A 20,690-nucleotide genomic window follows, 5' to 3' on the forward strand; every position below is an offset into this window, starting at 1 on the left:
CGAAATAGGGCTGTACGTCGGTCTGTCGTTTCAGTCTTGTTTTTGTTCCGCGTCGGTCGGCCCGATGATGGATCGGACCGACCAACTAATCCGTAATTAGCGAGTCGCTACCGGTGGTTTGACCCACACCGGAGACAGGCCACTGCCGCTACCGGTGATGTACAGCACGGCGGCTTCGCCACGCTCCAGGGCAACCGGTTTCAGGTCAGTGATTTTCTTGTCGCCGTCGTACAGCGCCAGGCTGACTTTTACCGGGTTGATTTCACGCTCGCCGGTGCCTTTGGCGGCAACGGTTTTGACCACTTCGGTCTTGCCGTCAGCGGTCTTCAAGGTCAGAGCCTTGTCGCTGAGGTTTTGCACGCGGACCAGCGACTTCTGCTTGTTTTTGAACGGTGGTTCATCAACCAGTTGTGGCTTGCCGCTGGCGTTGTTGACCAGGGTGTAATACTTGTCGCTGGCCAGCTTCACCGGCACGCTCTGGCTGCCCAGTTTTGCGGTGTAATCGCCTTGTGGCATGAAGCTGAAAGCGGTGCTGCCTTGTGGCGCAACTTCGTTCATGTTGGTGTTGCCAACCGAAGCGCTGATCTCGGAACTGCTGGCGTTATAGACACGCACAAAGGTCGAGCCTTTTGGTGCGGTGGGGCCGTACAGTGCGGAGTCACCGGCGAAGGCTTGCAGCGTGAAGAGGCTGATACCGGCAGCCAGTGCGCAGGTCTTCAGCAGGCTTTTTTTGGCAGTGCGAATGTTCGAATTCTGTAAGGTCATTTTGGGTAGTCCTCTCAGTTTTGAGCCTGGTTTGGCAAGTCGGAAGATTTGACGTTCTGAACGACGTTTTGTTGCGTTTTAATCGCGTCAGGAGCAGCTTTTTTTAGCTGTGCAATCCACTGCTGATCAAAGTCCGCAAGGTCGTTGTGAACGGGCAGATAACGCTCCGGGAATTCCCAGATCAATACTTGTGGCGGGCTGTTTTTGAAGGCGTCGGTTTGCAGATATTTGAGCATCGGCAGGATCGGGCCATGGCCGTCTTCCGCGTAGTTCACAACATCACTGTGCAGTGCCTCTTTAAGCGCACCGACGAAGTTCCAGTTCGGGTTCGCGCTGTAGCTGGTCCCCACCAGACCGACCGCTACATCGCTGTCCGCGAACAGCGCATCGTCGCCTTCAGTCTCGGCTGCTACCGGGTCAGTGCTGCGTTGTTGCAGTTGATCCGGTTGCGGCAACAGGTTGCTGAACAACGGGTCCAGGGGCAGGAAGTTGGTCAGGTCGCCTTTATATGGCGCGGTTTCCTTGGCCTGGGTGACGAACTTTTCAGGTTCGCCGCTCAAGGGCGTCTGCTGTGCGATGACTGCGCCCAACTGCTGCGCGACAACTTCGGCACCCATTGGCGTCCAGTGAGTATCGGTACGCAGGAAGACCTGGCCGTGTTGCTTGGCGCCTTGCAGCGGTGCCAGCAAATCAGGCGCGACCAGACCGGCTTGCGCAGCTTGTGCGTGGAACTGTTGATACAGATCGGTGTGCAACGTGGCGGGTTTGTTGTCGCCAATGTGCTCCGGATACAAGCGGGTTTTGGCAGGCACGATCGCCAGCACCAGCTGTGTGCCTTTGGCTTTCAGCTCGTCACGTACGCCCTGGATGATTGCCAGGTTTTCCGCTTCGTTCTTGTCACCGTTGGCAATGGCATCGAACTCTTCGTCAGTGAACAGCCACTGATCCTTGCCGAGCACTACGCCGGGACGACCTTCGTTGAACAGTTTGTAATCCAGCGCTGCCCAGAGGTTGGTGCCCAAGCGCTTGATCGGAAACTCTTCGTCGTAGTGCGTTTCGGCAGCCTTGGTCCACTTACCGTTAAGCACGGTGGTTTCCGGCGTCGTCGAGAAGCTGGCAAAGCTGCGTAGCGACCAGATGCCGAGGATCAGCAGGATGGCCAGGAACACGGCGATGTAGAGGATGCGTAATGAGCGGGTCATGGCGGGTCCTCAGAATTGGAAGTAAAGGAACGGCGAGAAGCTTTGCGCCGACAGTTTGAGAATCGAAGCAATGAACAGCAGCAGGATCAGCGCGCGCATTGCGTAACGTGGCCAGTCGGCAACCCAGTAAGCAGGCTGCACTTGAGCTTCAGTGCCGACGGTGTAGCCCGGCAGATGAATGCTTTCTGGTTTGTCACCCGGCACCGCTTTGATCATGCCTGGCTGTGCAGTGGCAGGGCCGTCGGCCTGTACGCCAAGATCAGGTGTGTTCTGGCTGGTCGCTTTTTCAGCAGGACGGTTGGTGTAGAAATCACGCAGACCGAAGAAGGCCAGAGTTGCGTAAGCCACGACCATCGTCGCCACTTGCAGACCGGTGAGGCTGGCCTGGTTGAGCTCGGAAAGTTTGAAGTCACCGAAGCTGAACATCGCGCCATACATACGGCCGGCAACGTGCAGGTTTTCAGCGCGGAAGATCACCCAGCCGGTTACCACGATCAGGAAAGTCAGGGCCCAGCGCATTACGTTGAAAGTACGTGGTGCGGTGTTGAGGCCGATGGCTTTTTCGATCGCCAGCCAGATACCGTGCCATGCACCCCAGATCACGTAAGTGATGTTGGCGCCGTGCCACAGACCACCCAGCAGCATGGTCAGGAACAAGTTGCGATAGGTCGCGAACTTGCCGCCACGGTTACCGCCCAGAGTGATGTACAGGTAGTCACGCAGCCAGGTGGAAAGGCTGATGTGCCAGCGACGCCAGAACTCGGTGATCGACTGGCTGATGTACGGCTGTTTGAAGTTTTCCATGAAGCGGAAACCCATCATCAAGCCCAGACCAATCGCCATATCGCTGTAACCGGAGAAGTCGAAGTACAGCTGCGCGGTATAGGCCAGCGCACCCAGCCAGGCATCGCCGGTAGTCGGGTTTTGCAGGGCAAAGCAGTGGTCGGCGACAACGGCGAGGGTGTCGGCGATGAACACTTTCTTGATGAAACCCTGCATGAAGCGGGTGCAGCCTTCAGAGAACTTGTCCAGGGTGTGGGTGCGGTTGTTGAACTGGTCAGCCAGGTCACGGAAACGCAGCACGGGGCCTGCAATCAAGTGCGGGAAGATGGCTACAAACGCTGCAAAGTCGATCAGGTTGCGTGTGGCGGGTGTATCTCCGCGGTACACGTCGATGATGTAGCTGATGGACTCGAAGACGTAGAACGAGATACCGATCGGCAGCAACACGTGGGTCAGGATGAAGGGTTCCAGACCGACCGACGTCATCATTGCGTTGATGCTGTCGACGCCAAAGTTGGCGTACTTGAAGTAGCCCAGGATACCGAGGTCAACCACCACGCCCAGCAACAGCCAGCGTTGAGCCGGCTTGGTGCGAACGCCTGCCGCACCAATCTGCAGGCCGATCCAGTAGTTCCACACCGTTACGCCGATGAACAGCGCGAGGAAGTCCACACGCCACCAGGCATAGAACACATAACTGGCAATCAGCAGCAGCAGATTGCGATAGCGTTGCCCGCTCAAGTAATACAAGCCGAGGAAGATCGGCAGGAACAGGAACAGGAACACGTTGGATGAGAACACCATCCTGATATCTCCGTTTATCCATCAGTCAAGGGCCCAAAGCCCCCCCAGACCCCCCACACGAATGTGGGGGTTAACGCGTAACACTGTAGGAGTGAGCTTGCTCGCGATAGCGGCATATCAAACACCGCATATCTCATGTCAGATCCAGGTTGTTTGATCCGACGTCATCGCGAGCAAGTTCACTCCTACAGTTGGTTGGTGTATCAACCGCCTTTGTCGCCCTTCTCATGCTCAGGGTCGTAGACCTTGGTCAGGTCACCGCCCAGGCGGAAGGTTTTGAAAGGTTGTTTTTCATGCTTGTCTTCGAGCACTTCCGGGCTGCAGGTGTAGAGCGCGCAGTACGGTTCGAGCCAGGCAAATTTCGGATCTTTCTTGAGGTCCGTCATGTCCTGTTTTTCGCCGTTTTTAGCAGCGAAGGCTTCCGGGTCTTTCACGCCAGAGAGCACGCGATCGGCCAGACGTTTCAGGGCACCATTGTTTTCCGGACGCAGATCTACACCGTTGGCCTGCGCAAAGCTGGCGATCATGGCCAGTGGCGGCAACGCGTAGTTGTGGTAGGAAAGGGCACGCTGACGACGCTTCATCTCGTTAGGCAGATAACCTTCCGAGTCGACTTGGTTGGCGGCGACTTTGAATTCTTTGATCGCCCAGTCGAAGAGGTCCTGACGGTTAGTGGCGACGGCAGTTGCCATCACCGACCATGCCGCCCAGTACGAGTGGTTGTTGATTTTTTCCAGCGGCAGGTTGCTCCAGTCGCTGATCACTTGGTCAGCCAGTTTGCTGAACCAGGCCTCAATGATTTGCGCTTCACCCTGACGGTTGGCCAATGGATGCGAATCGGAGAACTTCAAGCGCAGGTAAGCGGAGGACATACTGCCCAATGCCCATTTGCGCATCGACTTGCCGGTGTGGTTGAAGTCTTTGGATTCCAGCGCATCGGCCTTGGCCCAAGTGGTCATCATGTTCAGCGCGCAATCGAGCTGTTCAGGGCGACCATCGCGCATGTACTGCATCACGACTTTGCTGACACCACGCTCAAGGGTGGTGATGTCTTTGGTCGCGCTGCGAAATGCTTCTTCGGATTGTTCATTCAGGGTCGCACGCGCCTTGTCTGAACCTTCGTATTTGCTGCGAAACACCAGCTTGTCGGTGTAAGGCTTGGGAATGGCTTCGCAACTGAAGTTGTGGTCGCCGGTTTTCATTTTTTCGATAGGAGCGTCGTAGCCCTTGGGCGGCACGAGGTTCGCGGCGCTTGCGGCACCCGCTGTGCCGGCCATGATGGCCAGCGACAGAAGGGTAGGTAACATCAGTTTCGGAGTGTGCATAGGTAGCCTCATAACCCGGCTTGCGCGGTTTGCTGCGCAGTGGCTGGGAACACGTTGCGTTTGCATACTTTCGCTTCGACTTTCTGGGGTGCAGTGCCCGCTTCCGGGCCTTGGATTTCCAGTGCGAGCAGTTGCTGGTCAGCCCAGTCTTCATCTGTTCGCAGTTCGAAGGAGAAGCGCCCGTCTGTATCGGATGTTTCCGGTTTTTCGATTTTCAGATCTTCGTGACGACCGTTCATGTACCAGAGCCTGGCTTGCAGGACCTTCACCGAAGTATCGGCGTAACGGATGTCGATCTGGTTGCTGCCGTTGCGGATGTTTTTGATGCCGTTTTTGCCGTTGACCAGTACTTCGTTGGTGCCGGTCTTCAGCGTGGTGCTGGCACTCATCACTGCAGGTTTGCCTTCGCAGCCGTTATCGAGCAGCGACATCATTTGACGGTAGATGGTCTCCTGGTCCAGGCGGTACAGCGGCGAGAATTCCCAGATCAGGATTTTTGGTGGACGTTTCTGGAAATCTTCACTGCCCAGGTACTGCAACATCGAACCTTCCAGACCACCGCCGGGGAAGGCGACGTTCAGGATGTCGGCACCGATGTACTCCTGCAGGAAGCCGGCGAAGTTGTAGTTCTTGCCACTGTGACTAGTACCGACCAGGGTGATTTCCGGGTTGCCGGAATCACCGAACAGGTCGCCGTCACCAGCCTCGCCTTTAGGCTCGGTGGTGAACTGGTCCATGTACTGGATGGCGTAGGTGTTGCCACACAATTGCGCTGCCATGTTGTGCAGCGTACCGGTTTTGCCCATGCGTCCCGAAACGTGGCTTTCAAATTCACGCTTCGGAATGTCGGCGTAACCCGGAACCTTTTTCACGGTTTCAGCAACGATTTTTGCCGTGCGCTGTGCGCCATATGGCGTCCAGTGCTGGTCGCCGCGGAAGTAGAAATCGTGAGCCTGTTGCTCGTTGGTCAGTGGCGACAGGTCTGGAACCCAGTAGCCCATTTTGTCGAAGCGACCGAGCATGGCTTTGTAATTGGTCAGCGCTTTTTCGTAGTCGAACTTTTCGCGCTCAGCCGGGAACAGTTTGTTGCGATCCACCAGACCACGGGTTGGCTGGTAAACCACAACCAGCTCAACGCCTTTGCTCTTGAACGCATCGTGCAATTGCTGCATGCGACGATAGCCTTCAGGCGTGGTGTTGAACTCGGTACGCAGGTCTTCCTGGGTACGGAACAGCCAGTCACCCTCAGCCTGTACCAGTGTTGTAAAGTTCTGCTGGTAGCGCGTGGTGTAGTTTCTGGCGTCATGCGCAGCCGGGCACAGCTGGCAGCATGGCTCGGCCGTGAAGTTGGGCGCCTGCACTTCGTCTGCTCGTGCGCCGCTGCTGATTGCGATCAGGGCTGCGGTCAGGCCGGACAGGCTGAGTGACTTGATCAAGTGTGCGTGCATATAAAATACCTTCTCAGTCCTGAAGTTCTTTCTGGCTTTCGACCGGGTCAATCAGCACGGCTTTCTGCTGGCGCACCAGCAGGTCGAGAATCTCGTCCTGACGCTCACCCAGAACGCCGTTGAAGCTGATGCCGCTGGTCTTGCTCGGAGCCAGCATCGCCACGCGGTAGAGTTCGATACTCAAAGGCGAATCGATCGACAGGGGGCCGGAGCTGTTGCCGGTCAATTCACCACCCACCACGATCAACGAAACCTTGGTGTCGAACGGGTCAAGGGCGATGTCGCGGTCGGTGTCGCTCAGGTCCTTGATGTGCCCATAGACACCCAGCAGGCCGTTGGCCATAGCGATGTTTTCGTAGAGCTTGATGTTCACACTGTTACGGACGCGAATACCGTGACGACGGTTGGCAATGACCTTGTTACCCCACAGCAGGTTGTCGCCGCTTTCGTACAGGGTGATGCCGTCGGTGTGGTTCTTGTAGATCTCGTTGTAAGCCACGATGTTGTTGACGCTGTTACGGTCCAGAACAAGGCCGGACAACTTGTTGTCGTGGCTCTTGTTGTTGAAGATGAAGCTGTCGTTCACCTCACGGGAAATAATGATCCCGTGCTTTTTCTTGGTGCCGTAGACGTTGTTCTCGGCAATGATCAGACCGTGGGAACGGTCATGCGGGTCAATGCCGTAAACGATGTTGTCGCGGTAGGTGCTGCCCTTGACGACGAAGTCTTTGGTTTCATAGCAGTAGAAGCCGTACCACATGTCCGAGAACTCCGAGCCGACGATCCAGCCGGTCGGATCAGGCTTGTTCATCTGCTTGACCATGTTGGGCGTGTACTGAGAAATACTCACACCGTAGGACTTGCTCTGGTCGTAGCCCAGGCTCGCCATCTTGGTGTTGATGATGTAGGTCTCGGAACCACCCCACGACAGCAGGAACGGACGGAATTCATCAGGCTTGCGGAAGGTCGCCAGGCTGTTGGTCTTCTCGCGCCAGCCGTTGAGCTGGGTATCGCTCATGAACAGCTTGCCTTCGTTGACCAGAAACGATCCCTTCTCTTGTGACAGGCGCAGCTCGTGCGCTTTCTTGTCGACGTCGAAGGTGGCGTCAGCCTTGACCAGGATCGGCAGGCGGGCAAGGTAGACGCCCGGCGACACTTCGCTCAGGTATTGTTTGGGGACCTTTTTAGCCAGGTCCTGAATGTTCACGTAGCCGCCTTCGATGACGATCGCTTGCGGGATGCCTTGTTGACGGGCTACCCATTCGGCCATCTTGTTGTCACCGCCGACGAACTCCTTCAGGCCGACTTCTTCCATGATCCGCGTGATGCGAACCTTGCCAGGCTTGCTGCGCACGATTTTCTTCGCGGCGGCTTCGGCGGTGTAGCCGGAGATGTCCGGCAACACAGGTTTCTCCATCGTCAGCGTCTCAACCGGAGGGCTGCTGATGGTGTAGCTTTTGGCTTCTTGCAGTTCTTTGACCATGCCAGGGCTGGTCGCCGGGACCGGGTTGACCGGCACAGTGGCGGCCATGGCGGAGCTGGCGAGCAACAGCGCGCCGCTCAGCACTGCGCTTTCGAGCAGTGCATGTGGCCATGCGCGGTTGCGCAGACTGCTTGCTTGACTGTTCATCTCATCGCACTCCTTTCGCGGTTGCATCAGAAGCGCCAGATGACGTCGACGATGGCGCGGTGCATGTAGCTGTCGACTTCGCTGCCATACGCATCACCCGGTTTGAAAACACCGGCACGCAGACGGACGAGCGCTGAAGGTTCATCCATCGACTGGCTGAGAGCCGCAGGCAACAGACCGCCTTTAAAGTATTTGGTTACGACCAGGTCCATTTCCTGACCCAGATCCTTGCTGCCGTCTGTGGTCAGTGGCAGGGACGACAGAACGCCGCTTTCATCAGCGCCCACGGCGTTGATGCCCGAGGTTCCGATGCGCGCTTTGCCATCGGTACGGCGGAAGTTGTGATAGATCAACGACGCATCGTATTCATCCTGCATCTGCCAGGAAGCGAACAGCGAGCCGCTTTCCACGTTGGCCATTTCGCCCTGGAACGCTTCACCGAAGCGGTGAATGCGCGAGCGCGTACCGGTCCAGTTCGAGCGGTTGGATTCCAGGCCGTTCTGCTCGTATTCCTTGCTGGCGCGTGAGTAAGCCGCGCCGACTTGCCATTGCGGGTCCAGACGCAAACGCAGACCCAGGTCAGTGGCCCAGCCATTGACGTTGCTGTTGGTCTTGTCGCCTGCCTGGTACGTGCCGTCTGGCTGTGCGTTGGCTGCGATCTGGCTGCGATCACCGGAGAGCCAGGTCACGCTGCCCCAGTAGTTGATCGTGTTGGTATTGCGGTGGTTGTAAGCGTCGCTGTTAGCTTGCAAGCCCAGCCAGGTCAGATCGCCATTGGAGGTCTTGTCCAGGTCGTCCAGATTTTCGCCGGACTTCTTCAGGTTGCCGTCGTCCTGGCTGTGGTGTGCACGCACACCGGCCCACTGACCTGGCATCCACTGATAGCTGACGTCGCCGAAGATGTGTTTACGGTCTTCGTCTTGCGGGGACAGTTCAGTCAGGTCTGTGCGGTATTCGCTGAAGCGTTGAGCCACACCCACGTCTGCTTTGAGCAGGGTGGTGTCGAAAACCCAGTTCACCGCTTCGATGTTGGTGTCGTGCCACTGGCCGTCGTCGTTGCGCAGACGCTGGCGACCGACCTTGAGTATTTCGCCCGGGTACGGTGTGAAGCCGCTGTAACCGATCCAGAATTCGCGCAAGGCCAGGTAGCTCTTGTCGACTTCGCGCTCGCTGGCATTGCCGCGAGCCTGAGTGGTTTCCTGGGTGGTGGAGTCGGTTTGCTCAAGAGGGTCAGTCTGAATGGTGTCAGTGGCAGTCACCACTTGACCCATTGCATAGCCGCTCCAGGCGCCACGTTCGCCATAGACCCAAGGACGCAGGTCAAGACCGAGACCGTTGACGTCGCCGCCCGAGCGTGTGCCCAGATCGCGGTCGTCTTCGGCCTGGCCGCTGATTTTCACTTCCAGACCAAAGTTCTTTTCTTCAGTCAGGGCCGCCAGTGTCGGCGTGGCCCAAAGCAGGGTAAAGCCAAGACCCAGGCCAGCGGCCATCAGGGGATTCAACTTCATAGTGGTGCGTCCTCGCCGTCTTCTTCTTTCAGGGCTTGCATGGCCAGCGCGTTCTGGCTGGTGATACCCCGGACGTTTTTCTCTTGCTGCAACAGCCGTTGGGCGGTGGCGAGTTTTTCAGGTGGCAATGCGGTGCTGATTTCCTGCGCCAGTTCAGTGGCAGCTGGCGTCGGCTCTGGAGCCTGCAATGCCAATTGGCTGAAGACCCAGGCATTGACCGGGTTAGGCAGGGTGCCTTTACCTTGGGAGAACAATTGGGCGATGGCAAAGTCAGCGCTGTTCTGACCGCCACGTGCAGCGATCAGCAGTTCGTCCAGTGCCTTTTGCGATTCCACTCTGCCGAGGTAGCCACGGCGGTAGATCTGGCCCAGGTAGTAGTGCGCGGAAATCTCGCCGCCGCTTGCGGCTTTCTTCATGTGCGCTTCGGCTTTTTGTGAATCAGCCGGTACCCATTTGCCTTCGTAATACAGACGACCCAGCAACAGTTCGGCGCGGGGTTGATCCGCTGCACGGCCGTTGTCCAGGTATTCCATCATCTTGTCGACGTCGCCCAGTTCGGGGAAGTCGTAAAGCAGTTTGGCGAGTGTCACCCACGAAGCGGGGTAACCCGGTGCAACCTGCTCCAGCAATTGCTGGGCGGTTTTTTCATCCGGCGTGCCGATGGACGCATCACCCAGAACCCGGGCGACGCTGTCGACACGCTGGGCGCCGACACGGCCCACCGAGTAAGCACTTTTCAGTTGGTCGACCACCGCAGTACGTTGGTCGTTCTGGCCGCGTTTCTGATAGACCGTGACTAGCTCGACGTAGCAGATGTCGACTTTGCTCAGTGCGTCTTTGCAGATTTTCTCTACGTCATCCAGGTGCTGGTCGTAAGTGCCTTGAGTGCGATACAGCAGCACCTGGGCCAGACCGGCTTCCGGGTAACCCTGTGCACGCCACTCGCTGATCTTCTGCTGGGCATTCACGTTCGGGAAACTGTGCGGGAATTGCAGGTAAAGCATGGCCAACGGCGTCAGCGAGCTGGTATCGCCACTGGCGAAGGCCTTTTTCAGCAGGTCTTCGGCTTCATGGTGCTCCGCTTCGGTCGCGCCTGGCTTGGAGGCCAGCAGGCGACCCAGACGAGCCTGGGCACGTGGCGAGGTTTCAGCTGCGGCACGGTAAGTGGCTTCTGCTTCCTTGATGCGCTGCGGATCACCGCTCTGCACAGCAATGTCAGCCAGACCAACCTGCGCATCGCTGTAGCCCAGGTCCGCCAGTTGCCGATAGTTCTGCTCTGCCAGTGCGGTGTCGCCGTTTTTCAGGGCTTCATTGGCCAGGCGTTGATCGGGCAGGCCGGCACAGCCGGTCAAGGCGATGGCAACGGCCAGGCTCAACAGTGTAGGGCTCGACAATCTTTGTAATGGGCTACGCATGTTAGAGACCCGCGGCCATGGCTTTGTCGATCAGCCAGTTCATCGATGGACCACGATCGCTGGTGACTTCTACCGGACGGCCAGCCAGGGAAGTGTCCAGCACTTCGTCAGGCTTGATTTGTACGCGGATATCAGTGGCCAGATCAGTTTCGCTCAGGTTGGTGCTGCTGATGATTTTGCCGCTGCGCACGTTGTCTTCACCGGCCACCTGGAAGTTCACGCGGGTGCCTGGTTTGACGTCGTTGAACTGGCGATAGGTAAAGCGAGCTTCGATATTGGCAGCGGTGTTACGCGGCACCAGTTGGAAGATCACCTGGCCTTTGGCAGCGAACTGACCATCGGCAACCAGTTGCTTGGCGATGACGCAATCACATGGGCTGGTCAGGGTGCCGGCCATTTGCTTGCCATACAGCTCTTCGATTTTCGCTGGCTGCAGGTCGTCGCCGTTCAGGCTGCCTTTGAGCATTTCCAGCATGCTGGTGTTGAACGACGCCATTGGCGCGCCTTTGGCGACCGGAGCGTTAACGGCTACCAGGCTTTGCACAGTACCTTCGCGCGGCATGGTCACGTCCATGGCTGGCAAGGTCACCAGACCGGCCGAGGAGTGGCTGACGAAGTACAGGCTGTAAACGGTCTTGAAGATGAAACCGAATGCCGCCAGGCCGACGATGAAGATGCCCAGGCTGAAGGTGACTGCGCGCAAGCGACCGAGACCGCTCATGCCGTCGCCGCTGCCTTTGACCTTGCGTGCTTTGGTGAAGTTGTCGCGCTGCAGAGTCGCCAGCACTTCGCCCATGCTCACGATATCGCCGCTCAGGTGAGAGGTGATCAGGTGACGCAGGGTGGCGATGTCCTGTACTTCCAGATTCTGGAACTGGCAGCCCACACGACCGGTGGAAGCATCAATGGAGCGAACCTGCATCTCGACATCCATGGCCAGGCCAAGGTTGTCGATCAGGAACTGCAGGCGACCCTTGATAACTTCACCGATTGTTGGCTTCTGCTGGGCCGGGGCGATGAAGCTCAGGCCGCCAGCCGACAAGTCCTCGATGCGAACCAGGGGCGCGTTTGGCGCGCCATTGAGCAAGCGCAGCTTGGCCGGGATTTTGACCCGTGCGTGTTGGCGCTGGGCTTCGGATTCATGTACGACGTTTGCATTCACGGCTGTATTCATGGCTATTTTTCCTACTTAAGCGATTAATCCGTTGGCCCGGTTTAAACCATCGTCAACAGCACTGCGACGAAGATGGTGCCAGCCGAGAAAGTCATGGTTCGGGATGACCAGGTGTTGAACCAACCCTGGAAACTGGCCATGTCGCGGCTGAGTTTTGTGTCTTGGCGTGTCCAGGACTGGCGGTCCAGGCGGAAGAAAACGTAGATTTTCATCAGTGCGCCGACGATCTGGTTGTAATAAAGAATCACGGGGTAGGCCGGGCCGATCTTGTGTCCCGAGCAGGACAGCAGAAGGGTCAGGATCAGGCGCGTGATGCCGATCCACAGCAGGTACATGAGGATGAACATGCCGCCGTATTTGAAGCTGGCGATGATCGCGACGGTAAGACCCAGAATGGAGGTCCACATCGACACACGCTGGTCGAACAGCACGATGCTGGTGAAGACGCCCAGACGACGAACGCCCAGACCCAGTGCACGCGAGTTCTGACGCAGGTTGTTGCCGTACCAGCGATACATCAGTTTGCGGCTGGCCTTGAGGAAGCTTTTCTCAGGCGGGTGTTCAACGGTATTGATCGCTGCATCCGGCACGTAGAACGTGTCGTAGCCAAGGCGCATCAGGCTGAACCAGCTGGACTTGTCATCACCGGTCAGGAACTTGAAGGTACCCAGACGCCAGTGGTGCAACGAGTCGCTTTCAACGTCGGCGATGAATTCCGGGTCGGTCACGACGGTTGCGCGGAACACGGACATACGACCGGTCATGGTCAGTACGCGCTTGGACAGGGCCATCGAGCACATGTTGATGTGACGTTGAGCAAAGCGCAGTTTGTGCCACTCGCTCATGATGTAGCCGCCGCGGACTTCGCAGAATTCGTTGGTGGTCAGACCGCCGACATTGCCGAACAGCTGGAACCACGGAACGGTTTTGCGCACGACACCTTCAGACAGCACGGTGTCGCCGTCGATCACGGCAACCACTGCACGGTCATCCGGCATGTGACGGGAAATAGCCCGGAAGCCGAACGCCAGACCGTCACGTTTACCGGTACCGGCAATCCGTACGAAGTCCAGTTTGACGTGCTCAGGCGGATTGGCCTTTTCCCACATCGCTTTGACCAGCAGCTCATCCGACATTTCTACCAGGGAACAGACCACGGTGGTCGGGAAGCCGCACTCAATGGCTTCGCGAATCACCGAGCTGTACACCTGAGCGGTGGTCAGCGCATCAATACGAAAGCTGGTGACCATCAGGAACACGTGAGACGGGTCCGCCGATTTGCCCAGCTTGCGCACTTTACGACGCAAGTGTGGATACACGATGTAGAGAAAGATCATGCCGCGCACAAAGTGCGTAGCGCCCATTGAGTAGCGCCAGATGCCGACGGCGCCAATCAGGAAAATAAAGTTCTTCGACTGTGAGTCAAAGATACTGGTAGGCAGCGCGGTGGCGAGTGCCCCTAATAAACTCAGGTAGAACAACCAACCTGCGGCCTGTAGAAGGCCATGTTTTAGCCTGTGCATATCTGGTATCCCTAGGTCAGTTGCAAGCTTCAAGCTGCAAGCCCCAAGTGGGGGTTGCAGCTTGAACTTTTGGCTTGCCGCTTGAAGCTTGTAGCTTGCAGCTGTTTTACCAGCAGATACCTTCAGCGCTTTCGTTCTCGGCAGTGGTGGTGGTCATGAAGCCGACCAGGTCCACAATCTGCTTGCCCGCTGGAGCCTTGTCGGCCAGCGCACGGAAGCGCTCATCACGGTTGCCCAGAATGATCACGTCGGCGTTTTCGATGACTGCATCGAAGTCCGAGTTGAGCAGGGACGAAACGTGAGGGATCTTCGATTCGATGTAGTCTTTGTTCGCACCGTGAACACGAGCGTATTCAACGTTGCTGTCGAAGATGCTCAGCTCGAAGCCTTTACCGATCAGCATTTCAGCCAGCTCTACCAGCGGGCTTTCACGCAGGTCGTCAGTACCGGCCTTGAAGCTCAGACCCATCAGCGCGACTTTGCGAGTGTCGTGAGACGCCACGATGTCGAAAGCGTTCTGAACCTGGGATACGTTGCTGCGCATCAGCGAGTTGAGCAGAGGCGCTTCAACATCCAGGCTGCCAGCACGGTAGGTCAGGGCACGGACGTCTTTTGGCAGGCAGGAGCCGCCGAAAGCGAAGCCTGGACGCATGTAGTACTGGGACAGGTTCAGTTGCTTGTCCTGGCAGACCACTTCCATCACTTCACGACCATCGACGCCGCACGCTTTGGCAATGTTGCCGATTTCGTTGGCGAAAGTGACCTTGGTGGCGTGCCACACGTTGCAGGTGTACTTGATCATCTCGGCAACGGCGATGTCCTTGCGGATAACCGGTGCGTCGAGTTCTTCGTACAGGGCTTGCAGCACGTCGCCGGAGGCTTTATCGAACTCGCCGATAACGGTCATTGGCGGGTGATCGTAGTCTTTGATCGCAGTGCTTTCGCGCAGGAACTCAGGGTTCACTGCAACGCCGAAGTCGACACCGGCTTTCTTGCCGGAGCAGTCTTCGAGGATCGGGATCACGACGTTGGCAACAGTGCCTGGCAGAACCGTGCTGCGCACAACGATAGTGTGGCGAGTGTCTTTTTCACGCAGTACGAAGCCGATTTCGCGGCAAACGGATTCGATGAAATCGAGTTCCAGGTCGCCGTTCTTCTTGCTCGGTGTACCGACGCAAATCATCGACACGTCAGTGGCGCGGATGGCCTCGGAGAAATCCGTGGTGCCGCGCAGCTTCCCGGTACGAATGCCCTTGTCCAGGAGCTCGCCCAGACCAGGTTCTACGATTGGCGATTTGCCGTTATTGATAAGGTCGATCTTGGCAGCAGAGATATCCACACCAACAACGTCATGACCCCGCGCTGAAAGGCAACCGGCACAGACTGCACCGACATAACCCAAACCAAAGATGCTGATACGCATCGTACTCTCCTCGATTTACACGCCATAAGTTGGCTGGATATTAATTTTGGCCAGCAGTTATCGCGCACTCGAAAGTGTGACTTGAAGAAGTCTCACAACAAGCGCAGGCATATTTAAAAAAGGTGAGTGCCAGAAGTAACTAAGGCAATCTCAAATACTGCTGAGTCTTGAACGGCAAGTAACCTGGCTGTAACAGCCTCAGGGCCTTGCTCTGGGATGTGGTAAACCACTCCTTTGGTGCTATCGCAAGCTTGTGGCTGACAGGCCCGGGCCAGAGCCTCGGCTGCCATGCCTCATTATTGCGCTATGCACTTGAACAGTGCTTTGCCAAACGACTAAGGCGTATAGCGGTGATTCAATCTCCTGAGTCTCTACCGCCGCTGAACCTGAGGTCAGTTTATTAAACGGCAACTTCCGGATTTTCTACGTCGCTTGTAAGTGATCTCTCACAAGGATGACGAGAATTGTTACGGGATGTAGGAGCGTCTGGTTTCGGGATAAGTTCCGGGCCACTCGTCCTCTTTTTGAGAATTTCTTTTTTTACGCGTCCTGATCGCGTAGTTGCACATTGATGTCACCTGCTCTGAAGCCCTTAGTTCTCAAGCGCTCCCGTTGAGTGGGTGTGACAATGCCACTACCAGTGATAAGCCAAAGGCTAGTACGCAAAAAATTTGTTAATTTTTTGAGAAAATCGCCAACTAAAAAAATGCGTCATAAACCTGACGACAGTAAGTTGGCAAATCGCAAATTGCACGATGGTGCAAGGGGAAGAAAAGGCGCGATCAGGAGGGGATTCACGCCTGGCAGGACCGCTTTATGCGTCGGGAGTATCGCGCAGGAACACTAATTTGGTCGCCGTGGACTGTTCGCTGCTGTAGCGGTAGCCACCCACATCGAACTGTTTAAGTGCATCCGGCGTGTTGATTTTTTCCGAGATCACAAAGCGGCTCATCATGCCGCGAGCCTTCTTGGCGTAGAAGCTGATGATCTTGTATTGGCCGTTTTTCAGGTCCTTGAAATCGGTATCGATGATGCGTGCGTTCAACGCTGAGCGTTTAACCGCTGAAAAATATTCGTTGGACGCCAGGTTCAGCAGCAGGTCGTCGCCTTGTTCCGCGAGCGCCTCGTTCAGCCATTCACTGATACGCGTGCCCCAGAACGCATACAGATCCTTGCCTCGGCCGTTCGCCAGTTTGGTGCCCATTTCCAGCCGATAGGGCTGCATCAAGTCCAGCGGGCGCAGCAAGCCGTAAAGCCCGGACAGCATACGCAGATGGTCCTGGGCATAGCTGAGTTCGGCGTCGCTGAGGGTTTCCGCTTGCAGACCGGTATAAACGTCGCCTTTAAACGCCAGCAAGGCCTGCTTGGCGTTCTCGGGAGTAAATGCGGGTGTCCAACTGCCGAAGCGGGCGGCGTTCAGGCCTGAGAGCTTGTCCGAGAGGTGCATCAGCTCGCCGATCTGCGCAGGCGTCAATTCACGCAGTATCTGGATCAGTTCCTGGGAATGGTCCAGGTACTGTGGCTGGGTGAAGCGCTCGGTCGTCGGCGGGGTGTCGAAATCAAGTGTTTTTGCCGGGGAAATCACCATCAGCATAGGGTCGTCTCCTTTAATCGTTGGGGGATTCTAGGGATTGTTGGAGTCTGACTCCAGCTATGACGGTGATAGGTGTGTGATTTGAAATGAGGCGCAAGGTTGCAGGAGCGCCGCGTCGCCCGGTTCAGGCAGGAGGCAACTTGTTGGCGAGAGGGCTGACGCGGTTCTTCAGGCACACCGCCTCGCGAACAGGTTCGCTCCTACCGGACAGCGCCGTTTCAAGGGCGCGCGGACGCATTTGTATCGGCCTGGATATCAGCCACTCTACTCATATCAGCTATAGTGCGGCGCTAATCCGGGTTCATGTTCAGGGAGCGATTGGTGTTGCGTAAGTTTCTAGCAGTTTGCGCGTGTCTGTTCTGGGTGCAGGCCAATGCGGCGGTGCCGCCGGTGGCGACTATCGACCGCAGTCTCTGGCCGGAACGGCTGGAGTCGCCTGACCTTTTCGATGTCGCTTCACGCGCGCAGATCCTCGGCTTTGCCCATGAGCTTTGGCTCAGCGAGCAGCTGGATGAGGAGACCCTCAAGCGCCGCCTGGGGCTCAGATACATCAATGTGCCGTCATTGAACCTGCTGCGGCAGCGCCTCTGGAACCGCTTGCTGGAGGGTTACCAGAATGCGCAGCAGAGCTGCCCTCAGGATGCATCGTTCTGCGTGCTGGTCGAAGACATGGATCAACTGCGTCAGCGTGCGGGCGAGTTCACCATCGCCAGTGATTCTTTCTACGCCAACTGGGCTGCGCCCAGCGCGACCTTTAATGAGCGCTATCTCAATGAGCTGATGTATCTGGCAGCGCTGTTTCCACAAACCAGCAGTGAAATCGCCCTTTATAACTCTGATGAGCTGAGCGGCGATAACATGCCGGATCGTACTTTCCAGCTTAATTTCGAAAGTGGTCCCACCGGCGCTGACGGCGGCACCGACTGGCTGGCTGATTTCATGCGCCAGCAAAAAATGAACGCGACGTTCTTTGTGTTGGGCAAAAACCTGCAAGACCGTCTGGCCGCCACTACGGGCACCGCCTTGCAGTCTTTGTACCGTCTGCAGTGTGTGGGCATTCAAGGCTGGGAGTATCGCTCCCATAGCCAGTGGCTGGAATGGCAAAGCTCTGTGCTGCGTAGTGAAGCCCTGACTCAGCAGCTGTTACCCGACAACTTCATCCCGCTGTTTCGTCCGCCGTATGGCCATCGCCGCGCTGACAGCGGGCAGTTCTTCCGCGATCAGAATCTGCGGGTGTCGTTGTGGAACATCGACGCACAAGACAGCAACGGCCGCCTGACGTCCGAGCAAATCACCGACCGGGTGGTGAGCCTGATGTTGCTGTGGCGGCGCGGGACAGTGGTGTTTCATGACGCCAGTGCCCGGGTGCAGTCAGCAGTACCGTTGTTGATGGCAAGCACCGCGCAAAGCGAGTTGATTTGGGATGATTGTCACAATATCCCTGAAAGGCCCGCAGAATAAGGGGTTGCGTTGATTTCAGAGCAGGCGGTGTGCGAATTTTCGGAGGATTTCGGGTGGGGCGGACTTCCGACTGTAAACGGGCTGGCGCAGGTCGCCAAGGGCTATTCGTCATACTGTGAAATAAACTTCAAAAAAGTGTCAAAGAGCTTTTTTCTGTCATGGGTTTTGCGGTATTACCACTATCAGACCGCCGAAACCTGCAACACAGGTGGCGTCCTCCAAGACTCCATCTTGAGCAATTCTCTCCTGCCTTAAGGAGAGAGCCCGGCGGCCTTTTCGTGGCGCAGTTTGAGTAATCTGCGTCGCCTGGCTTTTATAAAGGTGAGCGAGTATGGATGATCACGGACGCACCCCTTCTTCTAACCAGCCAATCCTTTACGTGCTCGATACCAACGTACTGATTCACGATCCAAATGCCCTGCTGAACTTCGAAGAACACCGCGTCGCCATCCCCATGACCGTGCTGGAAGAGCTGGACAAGCTCAAAGCCGGTAAACATTCGGTCGCTGCCGAATGCCGTCAAGCCATCCGCCTGATCGACAAAACACTGGGCGAAGCCACGCCTGAGGAAGTCGAGAAGGGTGTACCGATCGACCGTGGCACCGGCGTGTTTAAAGGCTTTCTGTCAATCATGATGAGCAAGCGCGAGGAGCCCAATAGCCTTCTGCCTGAACACCTGAACGACAACATCATCATCAATCAATTGATCGACCTGCATGCGCGCGACAAGGACTTGCGTCTTGTGCTGGTCACCAAAGACATCAACATGCGGCTCAAGGCGCGAGCCTGTGGTATTGCGGCCGAAGACTACAGCACCGACCAACTGGTCGACGACGTGTCGATGCTGTCCCGTGGTTACCACAACGTGACTGGCTCATTCTGGGACCGGGTCAGCAAGGTCGACACCCGTCAGGATCACGGCCGTACCTGGCACCGCGTGCAGCTTGCTGAGCAACTGCCCGCTGTTCATATCAACGAGTTCATCATCGACGAGCAGGGTTTTGTCGGCTGGGTCAAAGGCGTCAAGGCCGACGAGCTGATGATTCTGGACATGCACCAGGAGCCATTGCTGCATCAGGAGGCCTGGGGCCTCAAACCGCGCGATATCTATCAGGGGCTGGCATTGTTTGCCTTGCTTGACCCGGATATTCATCTGGTCAACCTGTCTGGCGCTGCCGGTTCGGGTAAAACCATCCTGGCGCTGGCCGCTGCGATTGAGCAGACCATGGTCAGCAAGCGTTATCGGCGCATCATCGCCACGCGGAGTGTGCAGGGTCTTGACCAGGAAATCGGCTTCCTGCCGGGCACTGAAGCGGAAAAAATGGAGCCTTGGCTGGGCGCCATTACCGACAACCTTGAAGCGCTGCATATGGATGACGAGAACACCCATGGCAGCGTCGATTACATCCTCAGCAAAGTGCCGTTGCAGTTCAAATCCCTCAACTACATACGGGGTCGCAGCTTCCAGCAAAGCCTGATTTTGATCGATGAATGCCAGAACCTGACCCCGCACCAGATGAAAACCATCATCACCCGTGCCGGCGCTGGTTCAAAAGTGGTCTGTCTGGGCAACCTTGCACAGATCGATACTCCTTACCTGTCGGCCACCAGTTCCGGGCTGACCTACCTCACGGAGCGCTTCAAAGACTTCCCGAACGGCGTGCACATCTCCCTGCAAGGCGTGCCACGCTCAATCCTGGCTGAATATGCGGAGTCGCATTTGTAAGCATTGAAGATCCCCACCCGTGGGAGCGAATTCATTCGCGTAGAGGCCGTTTCAGGCACATAAATGTGTCGGTTGGGATAGCCTCTTCGCGGATGAATCCGCTCCCACAATTGTTTCATGCCCTGTCGGTTGCTTTGTTTAGGTTTACAATCCCCGCTCCTGTTCAGGAGTAACGCTGTGCTCACTCATCTCGATTCCCAAGGTCGCGCCAATATGGTCGACGTCACTGATAAAGCCGTGACGTCCCGTGAGGCAGTGGCCGAAGCATTAATCCGTATGCTGCCCGAAACCCTGCAGATGATCGTCAGCGGTGGGCATCCCAAAGGGGATGTGTTCGCCGTGGCGCGCATCGCCGGTATTCAGGCGGCGAAGAAGACCAGTGATCTGATCCCGCTGTGCCACCCGTTGATGCTGACCAGCATCAAGGTGGAGCTCAGCGCCGAAGGTGAAGACGCTGTGCGCATCGTCGCCCGCTGCAAGCTGGCCGGGCAGACCGGTGTGGAAATGGAGGCGCTGACCGCTGCCAGCGTCGCTGCGCTGACCATCTATGACATGTGCAAGGCGGTTGATCGCGGCATGGTCATTGAGAACGTACGTTTGCTGGAAAAGCTTGGCGGAAAAAGCGGTCACTTCATTGCCGACGACACGGCATCGGAGGTGTCATGAGCATCACCGTCCAGTATTTCGCCCGTTACCGGGAAACCCTGGGTATCGACAGCGAGCAGGTCGACGGCGAGTTCGCCAGTATTGATTCACTGCGTCTGCATTTGCTTGAGCGCGGTGGGATTTGGCTGGTATTGGCCGAGCAGAACCTGATGTGCGCTCGCAATCAGGAACTGTGTCAGCTGGATGAGCCGCTGGAGGCGGGTGACGAAGTGGCGTTTTTCCCCACCGTGACCGGGGGCTGAT

At 56.9% G+C, this 20,690-nt stretch carries 16 protein-coding genes; 4 read left to right on the plus strand and 12 right to left on the minus strand.

All coding sequences use genetic code 11. From position 1 onward, the window contains the following. Positions 1 to 96 precede the first annotated feature (96 nt). The 12 genes from ACYASS_RS06055 to yaaA form a co-directional block, all read right to left on the minus strand. Positions 97 to 765 carry an alginate O-acetyltransferase AlgF gene (locus ACYASS_RS06055; RefSeq protein ID WP_243245549.1) on the minus strand — a complete coding sequence of 223 codons (669 nt, stop codon included), beginning with the start codon at positions 763 to 765 and terminating at the stop codon, positions 97 to 99. Between the two features lie 14 nt (positions 766 to 779). Beyond that, on the minus strand, positions 780 to 1,967 hold the full coding sequence (locus tag ACYASS_RS06060; protein ID WP_243245548.1) for an alginate O-acetyltransferase: 1,188 nt from the start codon (positions 1,965 to 1,967) through the stop codon (positions 780 to 782). Positions 1,968 to 1,976: 9 nt separating this feature from the next. Beyond that, positions 1,977 to 3,554: an MBOAT family O-acyltransferase gene (locus tag ACYASS_RS06065; protein WP_463585464.1), complete on the minus strand. Its 1,578-nt coding sequence runs from the start codon at positions 3,552 to 3,554 to the stop codon at positions 1,977 to 1,979. Positions 3,555 to 3,757: 203 nt separating this feature from the next. Then, the gene (locus tag ACYASS_RS06070; protein WP_463585465.1) at positions 3,758 to 4,879 is read right to left on the minus strand and encodes a mannuronate-specific alginate lyase; all 1,122 of its coding nucleotides are present in this window, start codon (positions 4,877 to 4,879) and stop codon (positions 3,758 to 3,760) included. Positions 4,880 to 4,887: 8 nt separating this feature from the next. After that, positions 4,888 to 6,327: an alginate O-acetyltransferase AlgX-related protein gene (locus ACYASS_RS06075; protein ID WP_463585466.1), complete on the minus strand. Its 1,440-nt coding sequence runs from the start codon at positions 6,325 to 6,327 to the stop codon at positions 4,888 to 4,890. A gap of 13 nt (positions 6,328 to 6,340) precedes the next feature. Beyond that, a complete protein-coding gene (gene algG / locus ACYASS_RS06080; RefSeq protein WP_463585467.1) occupies positions 6,341 to 7,957 on the minus strand; it encodes a mannuronan 5-epimerase AlgG in 1,617 nt (538 codons plus the stop codon). Between the two features lie 26 nt (positions 7,958 to 7,983). Continuing rightward, a complete protein-coding gene (locus tag ACYASS_RS06085; RefSeq protein WP_463585468.1) occupies positions 7,984 to 9,465 on the minus strand; it encodes an alginate export family protein in 1,482 nt (493 codons plus the stop codon). Further along, a complete protein-coding gene (gene algK / locus ACYASS_RS06090) occupies positions 9,462 to 10,880 on the minus strand; it encodes an alginate biosynthesis TPR repeat lipoprotein AlgK (protein WP_463585469.1) in 1,419 nt (472 codons plus the stop codon). The genes ACYASS_RS06085 and algK overlap by 4 nt, the downstream gene beginning before the upstream one ends. 1 nt (position 10,881) lies before the next feature. Next, the gene (locus ACYASS_RS06095) at positions 10,882 to 12,054 is read right to left on the minus strand and encodes a PilZ domain-containing protein (protein ID WP_463585470.1); all 1,173 of its coding nucleotides are present in this window, start codon (positions 12,052 to 12,054) and stop codon (positions 10,882 to 10,884) included. Positions 12,055 to 12,095: 41 nt separating this feature from the next. Then, positions 12,096 to 13,577, minus strand: a complete 1,482-nt coding sequence (alg8, locus tag ACYASS_RS06100; RefSeq protein WP_463585471.1) for a mannuronan synthase — start codon at positions 13,575 to 13,577, stop codon at positions 12,096 to 12,098. 106 nt (positions 13,578 to 13,683) lie between these two features. Beyond that, positions 13,684 to 15,000: a nucleotide sugar dehydrogenase gene (locus ACYASS_RS06105; protein ID WP_463585472.1), complete on the minus strand. Its 1,317-nt coding sequence runs from the start codon at positions 14,998 to 15,000 to the stop codon at positions 13,684 to 13,686. 814 nt (positions 15,001 to 15,814) lie between these two features. Further along, positions 15,815 to 16,594, minus strand: a complete 780-nt coding sequence (gene yaaA, locus ACYASS_RS06110) for a peroxide stress protein YaaA (protein WP_463585473.1) — start codon at positions 16,592 to 16,594, stop codon at positions 15,815 to 15,817. A 324-nt stretch (positions 16,595 to 16,918) separates the two neighbouring features. Between yaaA and ACYASS_RS06115 the strand changes: the two genes are divergently transcribed. The 4 genes from ACYASS_RS06115 (at position 16,919) to ACYASS_RS06130 (ending at position 20,689) form a co-directional block, all read left to right on the plus strand. Next, positions 16,919 to 18,055 (plus strand): polysaccharide deacetylase family protein, encoded by a 1,137-nt coding sequence (locus ACYASS_RS06115; RefSeq protein WP_463585474.1) that lies wholly within the window; start codon positions 16,919 to 16,921, stop codon positions 18,053 to 18,055. 331 nt (positions 18,056 to 18,386) lie between these two features. Then, entirely contained in the window at positions 18,387 to 19,781 is a 1,395-nt protein-coding gene (locus ACYASS_RS06120; protein WP_122666088.1) for a PhoH family protein, read from the plus strand. A gap of 177 nt (positions 19,782 to 19,958) precedes the next feature. Continuing rightward, positions 19,959 to 20,447: a cyclic pyranopterin monophosphate synthase MoaC gene (moaC, locus tag ACYASS_RS06125; protein WP_463585475.1), complete on the plus strand. Its 489-nt coding sequence runs from the start codon at positions 19,959 to 19,961 to the stop codon at positions 20,445 to 20,447. Next, the gene (locus tag ACYASS_RS06130; protein ID WP_463585476.1) at positions 20,444 to 20,689 is read left to right on the plus strand and encodes a MoaD/ThiS family protein; all 246 of its coding nucleotides are present in this window, start codon (positions 20,444 to 20,446) and stop codon (positions 20,687 to 20,689) included. Before moaC ends, ACYASS_RS06130 begins: the two co-directional genes overlap by 4 nt. Position 20,690 lies beyond the last annotated feature (1 nt).

The organism is Pseudomonas sp. HP_14, from assembly GCF_055283875.1.